Source organism: Actinomadura vinacea, assembly GCF_039532545.1.
In the GTDB taxonomy this organism is placed as follows: Bacteria; Actinomycetota; Actinomycetes; order Streptosporangiales; family Streptosporangiaceae; genus Spirillospora; species Spirillospora vinacea.
Window position 1 is genome coordinate 228,246 of sequence record NZ_BAAARW010000003.1, and the last position, 18,033, is coordinate 246,278.

18 protein-coding genes and 1 pseudogene are annotated in these 18,033 nt (G+C 71.8%); 10 read left to right on the plus strand and 9 right to left on the minus strand.

Annotated elements, in window-relative coordinates:
- Nucleotides 1-142 precede the first annotated feature (142 nt).
- The 5 genes from ABD340_RS05340 to ABD340_RS05360 all read left to right on the plus strand — a co-directional run bounded on the left by ABD340_RS05340 (nucleotide 143) and on the right by ABD340_RS05360 (nucleotide 4,178).
- Entirely contained in the window at nucleotides 143-1,306 is a 1,164-nt protein-coding gene (locus ABD340_RS05340; protein ID WP_344587346.1) for a thiolase family protein, read from the plus strand.
- Nucleotides 1,303-1,722, plus strand: coding sequence for a Zn-ribbon domain-containing OB-fold protein (locus ABD340_RS05345; RefSeq protein ID WP_344587347.1), 420 nt, complete (start codon nucleotides 1,303-1,305; stop codon nucleotides 1,720-1,722). Before ABD340_RS05340 ends, ABD340_RS05345 begins: the two co-directional genes overlap by 4 nt.
- 12 nt (nucleotides 1,723-1,734) lie before the next feature.
- A complete protein-coding gene (locus ABD340_RS05350) occupies nucleotides 1,735-3,078 on the plus strand; it encodes an amidohydrolase family protein (protein WP_344587348.1) in 1,344 nt (447 codons plus the stop codon).
- Nucleotides 3,079-3,083: 5 nt separating this feature from the next.
- Complete coding sequence (locus ABD340_RS05355; RefSeq protein WP_344587350.1) at nucleotides 3,084-3,401, plus strand: hypothetical protein; 318 nt, start codon at nucleotides 3,084-3,086, stop codon at nucleotides 3,399-3,401.
- 198 nt (nucleotides 3,402-3,599) lie between these two features.
- The gene (locus tag ABD340_RS05360; RefSeq protein ID WP_344587351.1) at nucleotides 3,600-4,178 is read left to right on the plus strand and encodes a YciI family protein; all 579 of its coding nucleotides are present in this window, start codon (nucleotides 3,600-3,602) and stop codon (nucleotides 4,176-4,178) included.
- A gap of 49 nt (nucleotides 4,179-4,227) precedes the next feature.
- Here ABD340_RS05360 and ABD340_RS05365 read toward each other — a convergent pair whose 3' ends face one another.
- From ABD340_RS05365 to ABD340_RS05380, 4 genes are read right to left on the minus strand one after another with little or no spacing between them, the layout of a single operon-like run.
- Nucleotides 4,228-4,473 carry a hypothetical protein gene (locus ABD340_RS05365; RefSeq protein ID WP_344587352.1) on the minus strand — a complete coding sequence of 82 codons (246 nt, stop codon included), beginning with the start codon at nucleotides 4,471-4,473 and terminating at the stop codon, nucleotides 4,228-4,230.
- Nucleotides 4,474-4,489: 16 nt separating this feature from the next.
- Nucleotides 4,490-6,571 (minus strand): hypothetical protein, encoded by a 2,082-nt coding sequence (locus tag ABD340_RS05370; protein WP_344587353.1) that lies wholly within the window; start codon nucleotides 6,569-6,571, stop codon nucleotides 4,490-4,492.
- On the minus strand, nucleotides 6,568-8,160 hold the full coding sequence (locus tag ABD340_RS05375) for a peroxidase family protein (RefSeq protein WP_344587354.1): 1,593 nt from the start codon (nucleotides 8,158-8,160) through the stop codon (nucleotides 6,568-6,570). Before ABD340_RS05375 ends, ABD340_RS05370 begins: the two co-directional genes overlap by 4 nt.
- Nucleotides 8,157-9,452, minus strand: coding sequence for a cytochrome P450 (locus ABD340_RS05380; protein WP_344587355.1), 1,296 nt, complete (start codon nucleotides 9,450-9,452; stop codon nucleotides 8,157-8,159). The genes ABD340_RS05375 and ABD340_RS05380 overlap by 4 nt, the downstream gene beginning before the upstream one ends.
- Nucleotides 9,453-9,682: 230 nt before the next feature.
- Between ABD340_RS05380 and ABD340_RS05385 the strand changes: the two genes are divergently transcribed.
- Complete coding sequence (locus ABD340_RS05385) at nucleotides 9,683-10,654, plus strand: acyl-CoA desaturase (protein WP_344587356.1); 972 nt, start codon at nucleotides 9,683-9,685, stop codon at nucleotides 10,652-10,654.
- Between the two features lie 101 nt (nucleotides 10,655-10,755).
- Here ABD340_RS05385 and ABD340_RS05390 read toward each other — a convergent pair whose 3' ends face one another.
- Entirely contained in the window at nucleotides 10,756-11,292 is a 537-nt protein-coding gene (locus ABD340_RS05390) for a substrate-binding domain-containing protein (RefSeq protein WP_344587358.1), read from the minus strand.
- A 227-nt stretch (nucleotides 11,293-11,519) separates the two neighbouring features.
- A pseudogene (locus ABD340_RS05395) lies at nucleotides 11,520-11,645 on the minus strand (LysR family transcriptional regulator); the annotation flags it as partial.
- A 182-nt stretch (nucleotides 11,646-11,827) separates the two neighbouring features.
- On the opposite strand from ABD340_RS05395, the gene ABD340_RS05400 reads away from it, so the two are divergent.
- The 3 genes from ABD340_RS05400 (at nucleotide 11,828) to ABD340_RS05410 (ending at nucleotide 15,336) form a co-directional block, all read left to right on the plus strand.
- A complete protein-coding gene (locus ABD340_RS05400; protein ID WP_344587359.1) occupies nucleotides 11,828-12,211 on the plus strand; it encodes a VOC family protein in 384 nt (127 codons plus the stop codon).
- Nucleotides 12,212-12,305: 94 nt separating this feature from the next.
- On the plus strand, nucleotides 12,306-13,838 hold the full coding sequence (locus ABD340_RS05405) for an MFS transporter (protein WP_344587360.1): 1,533 nt from the start codon (nucleotides 12,306-12,308) through the stop codon (nucleotides 13,836-13,838).
- 40 nt (nucleotides 13,839-13,878) lie between these two features.
- Entirely contained in the window at nucleotides 13,879-15,336 is a 1,458-nt protein-coding gene (locus tag ABD340_RS05410; protein WP_344587361.1) for a serine hydrolase domain-containing protein, read from the plus strand.
- 183 nt (nucleotides 15,337-15,519) lie between these two features.
- Here the strand turns inward: ABD340_RS05410 and ABD340_RS05415 are convergent, their stop codons facing one another.
- The 3 genes from ABD340_RS05415 to ABD340_RS05425 all read right to left on the minus strand — a co-directional run bounded on the left by ABD340_RS05415 (nucleotide 15,520) and on the right by ABD340_RS05425 (nucleotide 17,022).
- Entirely contained in the window at nucleotides 15,520-15,942 is a 423-nt protein-coding gene (locus ABD340_RS05415; RefSeq protein WP_344587457.1) for a VOC family protein, read from the minus strand.
- 69 nt (nucleotides 15,943-16,011) lie between these two features.
- On the minus strand, nucleotides 16,012-16,509 hold the full coding sequence (locus ABD340_RS05420; protein ID WP_344587362.1) for a pyridoxamine 5'-phosphate oxidase family protein: 498 nt from the start codon (nucleotides 16,507-16,509) through the stop codon (nucleotides 16,012-16,014).
- 12 nt (nucleotides 16,510-16,521) lie between these two features.
- The gene (locus ABD340_RS05425) at nucleotides 16,522-17,022 is read right to left on the minus strand and encodes a cysteine dioxygenase family protein (RefSeq protein WP_344587363.1); all 501 of its coding nucleotides are present in this window, start codon (nucleotides 17,020-17,022) and stop codon (nucleotides 16,522-16,524) included.
- Between the two features lie 107 nt (nucleotides 17,023-17,129).
- Here ABD340_RS05425 and ABD340_RS05430 point away from each other — a divergent pair, with 107 nt between their 5' ends.
- A complete protein-coding gene (locus ABD340_RS05430; RefSeq protein WP_344587364.1) occupies nucleotides 17,130-18,014 on the plus strand; it encodes a LysR family transcriptional regulator in 885 nt (294 codons plus the stop codon).
- Nucleotides 18,015-18,033 lie beyond the last annotated feature (19 nt).

Consider the following 18,033-nt stretch of genomic DNA (forward strand, 5'->3'; position numbering starts at 1 on the left):
GTTCGAGAGGTGGCGGCCCGCACTCCCGGCGGAGGATCGAGCGCGGCGTGCGGACCCTTGACACTCGACAGCAAGGTAAGTCTAATAGTACATATCTTCTGGTGATCCACGACACAGTGTTCCGCGAGATCGGGAGTGCAGGGTGAGAGCGACGAACCGCCGGGCCGTGATCGCGGGGGTGTACAACACCCGGCAGGCGCGCCGGCTGGAGGGGGAGACCTCGCGAAGCCTCATGGTCGAGGCGGTCCAGGGCGCGCTGGACGACGCCGGGCTGGAGCTGCCCGAGGTGGACGGGATCAGCTCGGGCGCCGACGGCACCTCGCTGATCTACGATCTGCGGGTCGGCCCCGCCTGGCAGGGCAGCGACTTCGGCATCGGCATGTTCGCCGAGGCCGCAGCGGCCGTCGAGCGCGGCATGGCCGAGGTCATCGTGCTGGTGGCCGGGCAGGCCGGGGCGTACACCGACCATGGGGCGACCGCGCCGTGGACCCGTCCGGAGAACGAGTTCGTCGCGCCCTGGGGCATGTTCACCGCGGCGGAGTTCGCGCTCATCGCCCGCAGGCACATGGAGGTCTTCGGGACGACCCGCGAGCAGCTGTCACGGGTGGCGGCCACCATCCGCAACAACGGGGACCGCAACCCCCAGGCCGTCTATTACGGCCGCGGCCCCTTCAAACCCGAGGACATCACCGCCTCCCGCCCGATCGCCGAGCCGTTCCACCTCCTGGACTGCTCGATGACCTCCGAGGGGGGCTGCGCGGCCGTCGTCACCACCGCCGAACGCGCCGCCGCCCTGCGCCGCAAGCCCGTCCACGTGCTCGGCGCGGGGGTCGACTTCTTCGGGCCCTCCTACCAGTTCCCGCCCTCCTGGGACCTGCGCGGCCGGCGCGACTCGACGTCCAACGGCCAGGTCGGCGCGCGCGCCGCCGACCTGGCCTTCCGCCAGGCCGGACTGCACCGCGACGACGTGGACGTCCTCGAGCTGTACGACCCGTTCTCCTTCGAGATCATCCGTCAGCTCGAGGCCCTCGGATTCTGCCCGGAAGGGGAGGGCGGCCCGTTCGTCGAGGACGGCCGCATCGAGCCGACCGGCAGCCATCCGGTCACCACCGACGGCGGCCTGATGTCGTTCAGCCATGCCGGCGCGAACCCGCAGATGATGCAGCGCGTGATCCGCGGCGTCCAGCAGATCCGCGGCGACGCGGGGCCCTCGCAGGTCCCGGACGCGCGGGTGGCGCTGTGCACGGCCGGGGGCGCGGGCGCCCTGTTCAGCGGTGTGATCCTGTTGGGAGACGAGGCCTCATGACATCCGTGCTCCGGCCGCAGGCCGGTGACGTCCCGCACGCCGTCCCGGGCCCGGTGACCCGGCCCTTCTGGGACGGCTGCGCCGAAGGGCGGCTGCTGTTCCAGCGCTGCGGGCGCTGCGGCGCCGTCACCTTCCCGCCCACCGAGCACTGCCGCGAGTGCCTGGCCCGCGAGCAGCGGTGGGAGGCCGGCAGCGGGCGCGGGACGCTCTACAGCTGGAGCATCGTCCACCGGCCCGCCACCCCGGCCTTCACGCCGCCCTACGCCGCCGCCGTGGTGACGCTGGAAGAGGGCTACCAGATGGTGACCAACATCATCGACGCCACCGCCGACCGGTTGCGCGTCGACCTGCCCGTGCGAGTGGCGTTCCGCCGCGTCTCCGACGAGCTGTGCCTGCCGTACTTCGTCCCCGCCTGAGAGAAAGGGCTCATGATGCACAAGGACGATCTGATCCTGATCAGCGTCGACGACCACATCGCCGAGCCGGCCGACATGTTCGAGGCCCACGTCCCGCAGCGGTACAAGGACCGGGCGCCGCGGGTCATCCTGGAGCCCGACGGCGTGCAGCAGTGGTACTACGGCGACCTCCGGGGCCGGAACATGGGCCTGAACGCGGTCGCGGGCAAGCCGCGCGAGATGTACAACATCGACGCCTCCAGCTACGACGAGATGCGCCCCGGCTGCTTCAACGTCGACGACCGGGTGCGGGACATGAACGCCGGCGGCCAGCTGGCGGGCCTGAACTTCCCCAACTGGACGGGCTTCTCCGGGCAGGTGCTCAACCAGGGCCCGGACCGCGACCTCAACCTCATCATGATCAAGGCCTACAACGACTGGCACGTCGACGAGTGGTGCGGCGCCTACCCGGGGCGGTTCATCCCCTGCGGGATCCTGCCGCTGTTCGACGTCGAGGAGGCCGCCAAGGAGATCCGGCGGCTGGCCGGCAAGGGCTGCCACGCGGTGACGTTCTCGGAGAACCCCGAGGCGCTGAACATGCCCAGCATCCACACCGACCACTGGTACCCGCTGTTCAAGGCGGCGTCGGAGAACAACACCGTCCTGTGCACGCACATCGGCTCGTCCTCGCGAGCACCGATGTTCTCCGCCGACGCACCCCCGAGCGTCAACATGACCGGGTCCTCGCTGATGAGCGCCTACACCGTGCTGGAGCTGATGTGGGCGCGGTTCTGGGCGGACTTCCCCGACCTGAGGTTCTCCCTCACCGAAGGCGACATAGGCTGGATCCCCTACTTCCTCTGGCGGGCCGAGCACGTCCAGAACCGCCACTCCGGCTGGACCAAGGCGACCTTCCCCGAGGGCTACAGCGGGCCGTCGGACGTGTTCAACAAGCACGTCTACACCTGCTTCATCAGCGACAAGGTCGGCCCGCACGTGCTCGACTGGCTCAACACCGACATGGTCTGCTGGGAGTCGGACTACCCGCATTCCGACAGCAACTGGCCGTTCGCGCCCGAGGACGTCCTGGAGACCCTCGGCCACCTCGACGACGACCTCATCAACAAGCTCACGCACGAGAACGCCATGCGGGCCTACTCGTTCGACCCGTTCCAGCACATCCCCAGGGAGCAGGCCACGGCCGGGCACCTGCGTGCGCAGGCGACCGACGTCGACGTCGTCACCCACGTGGGACGCGAGGCCAGCCAGCGCGACCTGGACGCCTGGGCCCGGATGACGCAGTTCGCCGCCAACCAGAGCGCCACCGCCGACGCCGACATCTCCGGCCGGGCCGACAAGCTCGGCGAGACGGTCTGAGGGCGATGCTGAGCCTGTGCGTGCCGCCCCGGGCAGGCGAGCTGTGCGCCCCCGTCCGCCTGCGGTTGCCGGGCGACCACTCCACCCAGCAGCTGACCTCCCGTCATCGGGTGACCGGTGTCGAGATCGGCGACGGCGGCGTCATCGTGCACGTGGAGATCACCGACCCGCAGACGTCCCGGCCGATCGACGTGCGCTTCGACGTCGTCCCGCCCGGCCCCCCGCCGACCGCGCGGTCGGTCCTGCTGGGAACGGTGAAACGGGACGGCGAGCCGCTGGAGGTCTACGGCACCTACCTGGGCGTGGTAGCCGACGAGAACTAGGCACTATTTATTGCAGTCCCGGCCCAGGGAGCTCGCCTGGCGGCTCGCACCCTGACCGGGCCTGGGCGAGCGCGACATCGCTTCGCGATCTGGCCGGTGAGGCTCGGTAGCGCGCTCGCGCGGGGCCTGGGCCACTTCGAGGCAGGCCCTGGGGATGCTGCATAGGCCTCGTCGGGCCGTGGTGGTAGAGACTGCGGCATGGAGTTCTTCTGCTACCACCGCGATAGGCCCGGCTCTGTGGCGCTGCGCAACGATCTGGGGGAAGAGCACTGGTCCTACATGGACAGGTACGCGAAGGAGATGATCGCCCGCGGCCCGACCTTCGCCGGTGACACGCCCACCGGCAGCGTGCACATCGTCGACCTGCCGGACCCCGAGGCCGCCCGCGCGTTCGCCTTCGACGAGCCCAACTACCAGGCCGGCGCGTACCGGGACGTGCTGCTGCGCCGCTGGCGCAACACGCTGGGACGCACAATGTGGGATTTCCCTGGTGGCCGGACCGGTGGCAACCGGTATCTGGTGCTCGGCCTCGGCTCAGGGGAACCCGCCGACCTCGTCGTACCATCCGATCGGGACGAGCTGATCGCGTACGGCCCCCTGCTGTCCGACAACGGCGCCACCTGGCTGGGTACAGCGGCACTTGTCCGCGCGCCGGACCCGGACACGGCACGCGCCGTCCTGACCCCGGACCGGTACGCCGACATCGAGGTCCATGACTGGCGGTTCGGCGGACGTCCGTCAGCGGCTCGGCCCGGCGACCTACCACCCGGTCCTTGACCGGCAGCGACCTGCGGGGAAAGGGAAGCACAACGGGCTCGGCAGGTGATCAGGTGGTGGCCTGGTCTACCGCCTCGGCGTATTCGTGCAGGCGCTCGGACGCGTCGGCCAGGTCGGCCGAGGCCACCACGCAGGCGGTGATGTGGTCGTTCAGCGTGCGGTACAGCCAGGGCGGGGCGGCGTCATGCGTTCGCAGCCGGGTCGCGAGCAGGCGCAGCCGTGCGGCGCACTCGGCGAGCGCGTCGGCGTCGGCGCCGAGGATTCGCGCGTGGGCGGTGACGGCGTCGGCGGGCATGGGCTGGCTCCGTGGGTCAGCGGGCGGGCAGGGGGACGGCCGGCGTCCGCAGGCTGCTGCGGGCGGGGGCGACCAGGCACAGCACCGGGCGGGCGCCGTCGAGGCCGAGCGCGTCAAGCCGCCGCGCCAGGGGGTGGCCGGTGGAGGCGACGGTGAGCCGCATGGCCGGAGACGGGTGGGCTCGCCGGCGCCCGCGTTCCCGGATGTGCGAACGCAGCGGGGTGCCGTCCCGCCGGGAGTAGACGACGAGGTCCCGGCTCACGAACGGCAGCCCGCGGCCGAGCGGACCGGCCAGCGTCAGGATCGCGCCGTCGGTGTCGGCGACCGTCACGGACGCGGAACGGTCGTCGCCCGCCACGCGCACCGCGCCCACCGAGGCGGAATGGCCCCAGACCTCGGCCGCGACCGCGTGGGCGACTTCGTTGGTGAGCACCGAGTGCAGGAAGCAGGTGCCCAGGCCGCGGTGTTCGCCGGACGGCAGCAGTTCCCGCCACATCCGGGACGGGCGCGGCCCGTCCGGGTCGGCGACGACGACCCCGAGGTGCGCCTCGCCGTAGTCGCCGAGAGGGGTCCCCCGGTTCTCGAACGCGTGGAGTGCGATGAGCGCGCGGCCGCCCACCCGCACCGCGCGGCCATGCTCACCGAGCAGCTTCGCGGCCGCGGCCGGGGCGGCTGTGAAGTAGGCGGTGAACGCGCGGCCCTCCGGGCTCTGAAGCGGAAGTTGGACGGTGCCGCCGGCGGTGGTGACCGTGGCGGTCCCGGGGTCGCGGTCGTAGAGCCGGTAGAGCTGCGACCGGACGACCGGGCCGTGGAAGGGCTCAAGTTGCTCGTCCAGGCGGGCGCGGACCTCCGGGAGGTCTTCGGTGATGTTGGCCGTGTAGTGCTCGATGCTGTGGCACGCCGGGAACACGTGGGTCGGGTCGGTGTAGTCGACCACGTACCAGTCCGGGTGCAGGTCGAAGCAGGAGCCGGCGCCCTGCCCGTCAAGGCTGGGGATGAGATCGTGCTGGTTGGTGATGCTGGCGACCCAGGTGTGCGGGGAGGCGGGCCGCTTGAAGTCGATCGGCGACCCGACGGCCACCACGTGGGTGACGGTGTGGCGGGCGCAGAACCGCGGGTCCTGCGCCAGGTTCATGACGGCGGCGCCGCCGGCGCTGTGGCCGATCAGGGCGACGTCGTCGCCGGACGGAATCCCGTAGTCCTCGATGGCCCTGGCCAGGGCACGGCTGAAGGGGGCGCTGTCCATCAGGGTGCTGCTGAACGCGCCGAGCAGGTCGGCGGGCGAGTCCAGGTCGGGGTTGCCGATCCGCATGCCCGGCACCTGCACGACGTGCCGCCGCGCGCCGTCCGGGCCGGTCACGGTCTGCACCAGGGCCCGGCCGGTGGGGCCGACGACGCAGATGTTGGTGAGGAAGTCCAGCAGCGATCCGTGCTCCGCGAGCCGGGCGGTCTCGCCGGGGGCGGCGGCGGTGCGGCGGGCGGCGCCCTCGCCCACGTCCAGAACCGCGATCGCCCGGTTGCTCATGCCGGTGATGGGGTCGGCGGTGGCGGCGGCCTCGCCGCCGGCGATGAGCCAGGCGGTGTGATCGTTGAGCGGATTGCGGTCCAGAAGCGCGCGCAGCGCCAGGAACTCGCCGAAGATCGGGGCGATCGCGGTGAGGGCGCGGGCCGTGCCGCGGTCCCTGATCAGGGCGCACAGGGCCCGCACCGCGTCCATCTCGCGGTCGGCCGCCACCGCCTCCTGCAGCCGCGCCAGCACCGGGTCGGTGACCAGCTCGGGGTTGTCCAGGCAGACGGCGGCGATGCGCAGCCGCAGCGAGGCCGTCATCACCCGGACGGCCAGGCTCCGCGTCCCGGCCATGCCGCCGAGTCTGGCGCCAAGGGTGCCGACCGGGCCGCCCGAGAGGGCGGTGACCGCGCGCAGCACCGCACGTTGCGCCCGCGCCCCCGCGGCGGGCGCCCGATGCAACGAGCCGTAGACGGCCCCGTCCGTGGCGGCGGCGGTGGTGTGCCGGGACGCCTCGCGCAGCGTGGCGGCGACCTCGGCCAGCTCCCGCGCGGTCTCGCGCAGCACCCGGGCGCCGTCCTCGCCGGTCACCGGGCACCCCGCCAGGTCATGCTGACGAACCGGGGCTGCGGGTCCTCCGGGACGTTGCGGTGCAGCACGTCCGAGACCGTCCGGGTAGTCCCGATGATCCGCATCCCGACCGGAGAGAACGTCTCGGCGTTGCCCACCCGGGGCGCCAGCAGCGGGTTGGTCAGGGCCTGCGAGAACGCGTCGATCGCGATGATCTTGGTGAGCAGCGGCGGGAGGATGGCCTTGGCCGACCCCGGCTCCTCCGCGAACAGGCCCACGTACAGGTCGACGTCGTCCACACTGGCGTAAAGCTCGCGCAGGGCCCCGTGGACGCGGGGATCGCTGGAGATCTGCTCGAAGTGGCGGACGCGCGGGAAGCGGCAGTGCGCGCGGTAGTCGTTGTAGGGGGCCAGGTTCACCTTCCGCGAGCCGGCGACGCTCGCGACGTCCACCTCGCGCAGGACCGGGTCGGTGTTGAACAGCCCGATGCGCCCGGCCCGCTGCTCCGAGGCGTCCTCGAACAGCCGTCCCAGCCCCGCCTCGGGCAGCAGCGCGCTGCCGAACAGCGTGGCCGCCAGCGGCAGCTCCCTACCGCCGACGACCAGTTCGGACGGGACCAGGCTGTGCCAGCGGTAGACCAGGTTGAACTCGATGGACGCCCAGTTCTGCCGGTGCCAGGGCGCGCCGGCCAGCCGGGTGCTCAGCGCCGGATCGAGCAGGAAGCGGAAGTGGTACGGGGTGATGTGGTTGATGTACTCCTCGACGACCAGCTTGATGACGAGGGCGAGCACGATGTTGCGGGCCGTCTGGAACAGCCGCTCGTCGTCCCACTTCGGGTAGGCGTCCGCCAGCACCCGCGCCACCCGGTTGTGCTCGCGCAGGAAGAGCACGGTGAACATGGTGAAGCCGACCTGCGTGTTGCCCCGGTCGCCACCGGTGGCGAAGAGGGTGTCCCGCCGCGGCTCGTCGAGCCGGTCGAACAGGGCCATGCTCAGCGCCACGAACTCCGGTTTGATCTTCCCGTTCTCGCACAGGTGGGGCGGGAACTCCCCGCCGTTGATCACCTGGCTCTTGAGCAGCCCGCCGTCGAAGGCCCGGACGGCCTCGGTCTGCTCCTCGGTGAGCCCGTACACCGGGTTGACGTCGATCTCGTGGTTGGAACTGGTCCGGCGCGGATCCCGCGGGACATGGGTGTCGCCGCGCAGGAACCCGTCGGTGAACCACTGGGCGAAATAGGCGAAGAGCACCGTCGAGCGCGGGCAGGGGACCGTCTCCCCGCCCCGGGTGAACAGGTCGGCGGCCTGCTCCGCCGACGGTCGCCCCTCGTCGCGGCCGGGCACCGGCGGCAGGTGCCGGGCCATGTAGGTGCGGTCGGTCAGGGACGTCCACGAGGTGTAGTCGGACCTGGTGCTCAGCGGCTCCGGCCGTCCCGGCATCTCCCGGATCGCGCTGTCGATCAGCGCGGCGTTGAGACGCAGCCGCAGCCCCCGGTCGGCCTCCGCCAGCCGCCACAGCGGGCGGCCGTGGGTGAGGGCCAGGTAGCGCAGCCTGTTGGCGGCCCCGTCGGTGGCGATGCCGCGCGCCCTGATCCGCTTGTCGCGCATGCTCATGCCTCGCCGTCCCGGTCCGGTGCGCCGAGCCCCAGCCAGAACCGGTCGGGGAAGACGTCCCGGTCCCGCACCACCGCGCCGTCCGGCGGGTCGAGCAGCCGCAGGCCGGGCCGCAGGACCAGGCGGCGCACCGTCTCGGAGATCACCGCCGCGCCGGGATGCACGCCCACGCACGCGTGCGGGCCGTGGCCGAAATGCAGTTGCGGGTGAGGCGGCCGGTCGGCGCGGAACTGATCGGGATCCGGCACGGCCGACTCGTCCCACATGGCCGAGGCCACCGCGGCCAGGACGAGGGTCCCGGCGGGCACGACGGTCTCGCGCGGGGTTCCCGCCGCCAGGACGTGGTCGCGCGCGCAGACCCGGCTGATCACCTTCAGGAACGGGTCGAACCGCAGCGCCTCCCAGATATGGCCGTCGAAAACCGCGGTGTCCGGCGTGGCCAGCACGGCGGCCCGGTGGACCTCCGGGCGCAGCAGCAACTGCCGCACCAGGTGGGTCATCGAGCCGACGGCGTTCTCCAGGAAGCCGAGCAGCAGCCCCGCCACGTTGATCGCGATGCGGTCGTCGTCCCAGGCCAGTTCGCCGGGCAGGACGGTGCGCAGCAGCCGGCCGAAGACGTCCCGGCCCCCGCCGTCGGCGCGGCGTTCGTCCAGGACGCCGCGCAGGTGGTCCATCATCTCCCGGCCGGCCGCCAGCGACGCGGCGTGGATCGCCGGATCGCCGGCGAGGTTGACGGTGACATCGGTCATGATCGCCCTGGACCAGCGCGCCAGCGTCCCCGGATCCGGGCCGGGGAAGCCGAAGTACTCCGCGCACACCGTCGTGCAGACGGGCCGGAACAGCTCGCCGACCGCGTCGATCCGTCCGCCCGCGGCCGCCGCGTCCAACGCCCGGTCGGCCGTGCCGGCGACCAGCGCGCGCACCCGGGGCACGTCCTCGGGGGGCAGCATGACCTGCATGAGCCCCTTCTCACGCCAGTTCAGCGGGGTGCCGTCACGGGTGAGCATGACCGGCCCGCCGATGGCCGGGTCGAGCCGCGAGGCGTAGCCGCGCACCGTGAAGATGTCGCCGTTCCGGAGCACTTCGCTGACGTCCTGAAACCGGGTCACGAGAGTGAAGGCGGGGGTGTGCAGGATCGGCCGGCGGGCCCGCAGCTCGGCGAAGAGCGGACGCCACTCGGTGCGCAGCCATCCGGACAGCAGCGCCAGCCCTTCCAGCGGGTCGCGCTCGGCGGCCGCCTCGTACCGATCCAGATGACCGCCGGCCGTGAGGTGCTGCTGCACATCGCCCACGCGGTGTCTCCATTCCGTTCGGAGAAGGGCATGCGTCATCGCCCGGCGAACCGGTCCGTGACGCGAGGTATCTGGAAGCTAACCGCCCATAACCGAGTCCACAAGCATCCGACCGCAGAAAGTATTGAGATGACTACATCGAGAGACATTTCCCTGGCTGTCGGGTTACTGGCGAGGCGCGCGGCGAATGGCTTCAATCAGGCAGCGTCCGTCGACCCGAAGGAGACGGCATGTCCACGTCCGCGCGCCGATCCGACCCACCCGCGGCCGGCACCGTCACCGTGTCGACCGGCCGCCGCACCGCCTACCTGATCGTGCTGGTGGTGATCCCCCTGGTCGCGCCGGCCGCGGCGGTGGTCGCGGTGTGGGGCTGGGGCATCGGTCCGCGCGACCTGGTGATCGCGGCCCTCATGTACGCGGTCAGCATCTTCGGCATCAGCGTCGGCTACCACCGGCTGCTGACCCACCGCTCGTTCCGGTGCCGCCGCCCGCTGCGGATCGCGCTCGCCGTCGCCGGCGGCCTGGCCCTGCAGGGCCCCGTCTCCCTGTGGGCGGCCGAGCACCGCAGGCATCACAAGTACGCCGACCGGCCCGGCGACCCGCACTCCCCGTGGGCGTACGGCGACAGCGGACGGGCGCTGCTGCGCGGGCTGCTGCACGCCCACATGGTCTGGTTCTACACGGCCCGCCGCCGTTCCGACCGCCGGCACTGGGTCCCCGACCTGCTGGCGGACCCGGACATCCGCTGGCTGGACGCGCTGTACCCGGTCACCGCGGCCGCGTCGTTCCTGCTGCCCGCCGCCGCGGGCGGGCTCTGGGCGGGGTCCTGGGCCGGGGCGTGGTCGGCACTGTTCTGGGGCGGGCTGGTCCGCTACGCGGTCGTGCACCACGTGACCTGGTCGGTCAACTCCATCGCGCACACGTTCGGCGACCGGGAGTTCGACACCCGGGACTCCTCCTCCAACGTGTGGTGGGTTGCGCTGCTGACGTTCGGCGAGGGCTGGCACAACTGGCACCACGCGGAGCCCACCTGTGCCCGCCACGGGGTCCGCAAGGGACAGCTCGACGCCAGCGCACGGCTGATCCGGATGTTCGAACGCGTGGGCTGGGCCCACGACGTCCGCTGGCCCGACCCCCGGCGAATGGCCGCCCGCCGCGGCCCGGCCGCCGACGACATCGAGCCGAGCGGAGCCGGGCCTTAGTGCCTGTCGGCCGCTGGACGGCACGATCGTCCCGCACGCGATGAAGTACCCCGAGGACAGGTGGGCTCAGTTCGTGCCGGCCCAGGCCACCGGCATGTTGTTCAAAGCTCTGCGGTGCCGAGGTCGCGGGCCACCCGGGCCAGAGCGCGGATCGGCTCGGTCTCGGCGTCGCTCCGCCATACCAGGCCCCATCTCAGGCGGGGCGTGTCACGCAGAGGCAGGTAGAGGACCCCTGGGCGGGCGTAGTAGCGGGCGGCGTGCGCGCCCAGGTGGTGGACGGCCTCGCCGGTGCCGACAATGGTGAGGATGTCGTCCATCTCCCGGACGGCCGGGCCACGTTCGATGGGGCGGCCGCTGGGGGTCTCGAAGGGGACGAAGGCGTCTTCCCAGTAGTCGGGCAGAGCCGTCGAGGGGCGCAGGACGCCGAAATCGCCCAGGGCTTCGAGCGAGACGGACCCGCGGCCGGCAAGCTCGTGGCCGGTCGCCGCGAGCAGCACCCTGGGCTCGGTGAAGAGGGCGGGCCCGACGGTGAGGTCGGGTTCTTCCACCGGGAGCCAGGAGACCAGGACGTCCACCTCGCCGTCGCGCAGGGGGCGAACGGGTCGATGAACGGGTTGTGGCGGATGCGCAGCCCCCACTTGGGGTGGCGGGTGCGAAACTCTTCCCAGTACGGGCGCAGGTCGTGGGCGTTGCCCGGAAGCATGCCGACACGCAGCACCTCGGTCTTGCCCTGGGCGGCCAGCCTGGCCCGTTCCATGCTCTCGCGCAGGCCCCGGTGGACGAGCCGCAGGTCGCCGTAGAGCCGCTCGCCGATCGGGGCGAGCCGGACGCTGCGGCTGGTGCGCTCGAACAGCTTGGCGCCGACCTCGCGCTCCTGCTTCCTGATCGCCTGGCTGATGCGCGCGGTGCTCACGTGCAGGCGTTCGGCGGTCCTGGTGAAGTGCAACTCTTCCGCGAGCGTCAAGAAGATCTCGATGTCACGTAATTCCACCGCGTCCCCCGATCGTGAACTCCAGCATTAACCGACGTTGCGGAAGCGGCCGTTGTTCCCGGCGATGTCCGCCCGGCATGCTCGACTTGTCGCGGCAGACCGCGACGAGACGGCGCGGACGCAGGAAGTGTGGCATGTATCGACCGAAACCATTAAGCGGGAGGCAGGGCGGCGCCGGCGGCATGAGCGTCATGGAGTCGGAACTGTGGTTCACCGTCGAGGACCTGGCCGCCTCCGTGCGGTTCTTCACCTCGCACCTGCGCTTCCACGAGGCGCTCACCGGCGACGGGTTCACGTGCCTGGTGCGCGACGACGCGGCCGTCGACATCGTGCTGCGGCAGCGCGCCGCCGAGCTTCCGCCCCGGCCGGCCGCCGGACGCCCCGGCGTCACCGTCTCCTTCACGGTGACCGGCATCATCGCCGAGCATGAGCGGCTGCGCCGCGAGGACGCCCCGATCACCACGCCGCTGCGCGAAGCGCCGTGGGGCGAGTGGCAACTGCGGCTGACCGACCCCAACGGCATCGTCGTGCAACTCGTCGAGTGGGTCCCGCCCGCAGGATTCTGATCCTCCGCCTTGTCCCGCCTTGCCCGCGCACACCCCAGCGAGTACGCCGTACTCAAAAGGCGAACAGTGTACTCATCCGAAAAAGGGTCCTTCCATGTACATCAGCGGTTCGCGTCGCCGGTTGATCCTGATCGTCCTGTGTCTCAGCACGCTGGTACTGGTCATCGACAACATGGTGCTGACGGTGGCCGTCCCGCCGCTGTCCGCCGACCTGGGCGCCGACGACCGTGACATCCAGTGGATCCTGGACTCCTACATCCTCGCGTTCGCCGGGTTGCTGCTGACCTCCGGCAGCCTGTCGGACCGCTTCGGCCGCCGCCGCGTCATGGTCATCGGGCTCGCGCTGTTCGGCGCCGCCTCGCTCGCGGCCGCCTGCGCCGCCGATCCCGTCCAGCTCATCACCGCCCGCGTGGTGATGGGCGTCGGCGGCGCGCTCATCATGCCGAGCACTTTGTCCATCCTGATCACATTGTTCGACGAGCGGGAGCGCCGCAAGGCGCTGACCGCGTGGAGCGCCGTCGCCATGGCCGGCCTGGTCGGCGGCCCCGTCCTGGGCGGCGCCCTGATCGCGTGGTTCTGGTGGGGCGCGGTCTTCGTGATCAACGTGCCCATCGCCGCGCTGGCCATCGTCGCCGCGCTGAGGCTAATGCCCGAGTCGAAGGGGCCGTGGCGCAAGCCGGACCCGCTGGGCATGATCCTGTCGACGTCCGGCATGACCGCCCTGGTCTGGGCGATCATCGAGCTGCCCGCCTACGGACCGACCCACCCGGTCACGGCCGCCGCCGCGGCGCTGGCCGTGATCGCGCTGACCGCCTTCGTGCTCTGGGAGCTGCGCTGCGCGCACCCGATGGTCCCGCTCGGCCTGTTCCGCGACCGCACGTTCAGCGGCGGCAGCCTCTCGCTCACGCTCGTGCAGATCGGCAACGGCGGGCTGCTGCTCGTGCTCACCCAGTACCTGCAGTATGTGCTCGGCCTCACCCCGACCCAGGCCGGGCTGGTCTTCATACCGATGGCGGTCGCCTCGCTGGCCTGCAACGCCCTTGGGGCCAGGCTGGGCGGCCGGATCGGCGCCCGGCCGCAGATCGTCACCGGCCTGGCCGTCATGGCCGCCGGGTTCGGCCTGCTCGCCGCCACCGCCCCCGAGCGTGGCCTGGTGCTCCCGCTCGCGGGCCTGCTCCTGCTCGGCGCGGGCGGCGGCACCGCCATGCCCGCGGCCATCGCCGCCCTGATGGGCCGGGTGCCCGCCGAACACGCCGGTGTCGGCTCGGCGCTGAACGACACCATCCAGCAGATGGGCGCCGCGCTCGGCGTCGCCGCCCTGGGCAGCGTCCTTGCCGCGGGCTACACCGCCGCCATGCCCGTGACCGCCGCCGATACCGCGCGCCGGTCGATCGGGGACGGGCTCGCCACCGCCCGCCTCACCGGGGACGCGACGTTGGCGCAGGCCGCCCGCGAAGCCTTCACCACGGCCATGTCGTCGGCGTTCGCGATCAGCGCCGCCGGGGTGCTGGCCGCGGCCGTCCTGGCCCTGATCGTCCTGCGCGGCGGCAAGGAGGCGGGCGCGCCCCGCCCCGCGGCCCCCGCCGACGCGCCGGAACGCGAGCTCGCGACGGCCACCCACTCCTGACCCTGACCTTTCCCTATCGACAACCCACTGAGGAGAGATGATGACCACGGAACTGAGCTGGACCGCCGAAGGCGACTGGACCGCCCGGGACGACTGGGGGATGCGCGACTCGGCGGGCCGCCGCTTCGATCACGACCGCTGGCAGGCGCGCCTGGACGAGCTGCGCGCGGCGCGCCACGTCCCGGGCGCCGCGCTGGCCGTGCTGATCGACGGGCAGGTGCACGAGCTGGCCAGCGGCGTGCTGCATCGCGGCACCGGCGTGGACGTGACCACGGACTCGCTGTTCCTGTCCGGGTCGATCGCCAAGGTCTACACGGCCACGCTCGTCATGCGGCTGATCGACGAGGGCCGGCTCAGCCTGGACACGCGGGTGGCCGACGTCCTACCGGAGTTCGCCACCCCCGACCCGCAGGCCACCAGGACGATCACCGTCCGGCAGCTCCTGTCCCACACCGGCGGCGTCACCAACGACTTCAACCACGACAGCGGCCGCGGCGACGACTGCCTCGCCAGATACGTCGAAGCCGCCAGAAGCGTGCCCCTCGACTGCCCGCCCGGCACCGCGATCTCCTACGGCGGACTCGGCTACGTCGTGCTCGGCCGGCTCATCGAGGTGCTCACCGGCCGCACCTGGGACCAGGCGCTCAAGGACCTGCTGTTCACCCCGCTCGGCCTGGAGCATTCCATGACGCTGCCGGAGGAGGCGCTGCGCTTCCGGGTGGCGATGAGTCACCTGGGCGAGGACGGCGCCGACCCCGACCCGGCCCCGGCCTGGGACCTGATGCCGCGCTCGGCGGGACCGTACGGCAGGGTCATCGTCTCGGCCGGGGACATGGCGCGCCTGGCCGGCATGCACCTGAACGGCGGCGCCGCGCCCGACGGCACCCAGGTGCTGTCCGCGCAGGCGGTCGCCGCGATGCAGCGTCGCGAGACCGACGTGCCCGACAAGTGGACGGTCTCCGCCGACGGCTGGGGCCTCGGCTGGACCCTGTACGACTGGGACGGCGTCCCCGGCTTCGGCCACGACGGCGCCGCCATCGGCCAGTACGCCTACCTGCGGGTCGTCCCGCACGCCGGCCTGGCTCTCGTCCTGATGACCAACGGCGGCAGCGCCCGCCTGCTCTACGCCGACCTGTTCCGCGAACTCCTCGCCGAACTCGCCGGTGTCACCATGCCCGCCCCCTTCGGCCCGCCCCCGCAGCCCCCCGCCGTCGACATCACCCCGCTCCTGGGCACCTACCGGCGCGAGGGCGTAGTCATCACCGTCAGCCGCGGCCAGGACTCCGGCGCTCGCATGCGGTACGAGTTCGTCGACGGCATGAAGGACATGTCACCGCCCCTGGACATGGACCTCACACCGGTGACCTCGACCGTGTTCGCCGCCTCCGGCGCGGGCCCCTCCTTCAGCGAGGACCACATGCCCGTCGTCTTCTCCACCCTGTCCAACGGGACCCCCTGCGTGTACGTCGGCATGCGCGCCACCCCCAAGATCACCTGACCCTGACGGAGGGTCTGGTCGGCGAATGGCCGCCGCCCTCAGTGCCGCACCCTGCCCCCGGGCCGCGCGACCAGACGCGGGCCGGGGGCGGGGTGTTCGGTACGGCGAGCTCCCAGCCTGGCGCACGTCGTGCGCTGGGCGTCCCCTGCCGGTCCGGGAGCGGTCGCGCACCTCAGACGCCGGTCAGCCGATCTGCTCGGCCAGCGCGACGATGATGCCGGCGGGGCCACGCAGGTAGGCGAGCCGGTGGATGTCCTCGTACCGCACCACCTCGCCGACGAGTTCGGCGCCGTGCGGCTTGAGGCGGTCGATGACGTCCTCGATGTCGTGGACGGCGAACATGATGCGGTGCATGCCCAGCGCGTTCACCGGGGCGGGCTGGTCGCCACCTGGGCTCGCCGGCGTGTGGTATTTGGTCAGCTCGATCCGTCCGGAGCCGTCCGGGGCGCGCATCATCGCGATGTCCGTTCGAACTCCGTCGAGCCTGATGAGGCGGTCCACCAGGCTGCCCTCCAGCGTCGCCTCACCCTCCAGCTCCATCCCGAGCTCGGTGAAGAACGCCTTGGCTGCGGCGAGGTCGTCGACGACGATGGCGATGTTGTCCATCCGCTGGAGCGTGCCGCGCTGCTCGGTGTGGGTCATGATGATCTCCTGTCGGGGTCCGTCGGGGTGTGGTCAGGCGCGCTGGCGTTCCTGCTGCCGCTGCATCAGCTCCTCGATGGCGGTGGGCAGGGTGGTCTCGAAGTCGATCAGCTTGGCCCACGTCGGCTTCACCACGATCCGGACCATGCCGTCGTAGAGCGACTTCACGCCGTCCTCCCACTCGGCGCGCTGTTCCGGCGTCATCTCGTACGTGCCGTTCCACTGGAAGTACTCGTCCGGGATGCCGTTGACGACGTCCAGCTCCGCCCGGCCGCGGATGAGCAGGACCTTCGGCGGGTGCGACTCGGTGTCGATCGTCAGCGCGACCGCGGGGTTGCGGCGCAGCGCCGGGAGCTTCCGCGCGTTCGTGGCGGTGCACATGACGATCTGCGAGCCGTTCCAGACGATTCCGATCGGGATCGACCGCGGCGTGCCGTCCAGCGCGACGAAGGCCAGCCGGGCCAGGTCGCGGGCCAGCAGTTCCTGGCTGAGCGGGCGGTTCAGCATCTCGTCGATGGCGTTCTGGTCCACGATTCGAGCTCCTCAGTTGTAGAAGCGGCGGGCGCTGGAGCCCACGCGGGAGATGTCGGTGCCGTAGATGTGCAGGCTGATGGCGGTCTCGTCGCCGACGTTGCGGATGCGGTGGATGTCGCCGGGCGGCGCGAAGCCGCTGACCTCGCCGGGCGGATTGTCCCGCACGCCGATCGGGTTGAGCGCGTCGTCGAACAGCTCCTCGTGCTCGACACCGGACAGCACGCCGACGACGCACCAGGTGATGTGGTCGTGGATCCGGGTGGTCTGACCGGGGCGCCAGACCAGGCCGAGGATGGAGAACGCGCCGTCGGGTTCGGCGTGCAGGAGGTGGCCGGCGACCCGGTCGGGCCGGCCGAGACGCTGGTCGGGGGTCAGGATCTCGGGGCCGGGCAGGTGCGCGCGGAGCTGGTCGGCGACCAGGTCCGCGGTGTCCGTCCAGCCGGTCCGCACGTCGACGGCGTGGCGCACGGCCGCGACGAGATCGATGAGCGTCACCAGTGAGCGGGTCATGGCCGCGTCCTCCTTCGCACAGCGGGCTCGTCCTGATCAGCGTCTCGTGCGCCGACTCATTCCGTCTAATGCCAATGCTTGGGCGAACACATGCGTATCCTCGATGCATGCTGGACATCCTGCGGTTACGGGTTCTCGCGGCGGTCGCCTCGCAGGGCTCGGTCACCAAGGCGGCCAAGCACCTGAACTACTCCCAGCCCGCCGTCAGCCACCATCTGGCCAGGTTGGAGGCTGCGACCGGGGCCAGGCTGGTCCAGCGGGTCGGCCGGGGCATCCGGCTCACCCCGGAGGGCGAGCACCTGGCCCGCCGCGCCACCGAGATCGTCGGCCGGGTGGACGCCGCCGCCGCCGAACTGTCCGCGATGGTGGGCCTGCGCACCGGCCGCGTCCGGGTCGCCGGCTTCCAGTCGGCGCTCGCCGGGCTGGTGCCGCACGCCGCGAGCACGCTGCGCCGCGAGCACCCCGGCGTCGAACTGCACCTGGTCGAGGCGCACCCGCGGGTGTCGCTCGACCTGCTGCGAACCGGGCAGGTCGATGCCGCGGTCGTCTTCTTCTACGACGACACGATCCCGGACGACATCCGCGCCACGCACCTGTTCGACGACCCGATGTACCTGCTCAGCCTTGAACCCGACCAGACGCTGCCCGGCAACCGCGACTCCGCGTGGATCGCGGGCTGCGAGAACTGCCGCCGAGAGTTCCTCGACGCCTGCGGCAAGGCGGGTTTCGTCCCGTCCATCGCGTACACCGGCGACGACACCATCGTGCAGCAGGCGCTGGTCGCGGCGGGCATGGCCGTGACCACGATGCCGGGGCTGGCGCTGCGCACCCACCGCGCGCCGGGGATCGAGGCCAGCGTGGTGCAGGAGTTCCGGCGGCACGTCTACCTGGCCGCCTACGGCGACCCGCCGGATCCGCCGGCGACCACGGCCTTCGTCACCGCCCTGCAGCACGCCGTCCAGGAAACCCGACCGGGTGAGCCGGCCCCATAGACAACCGCTCGATCACTGC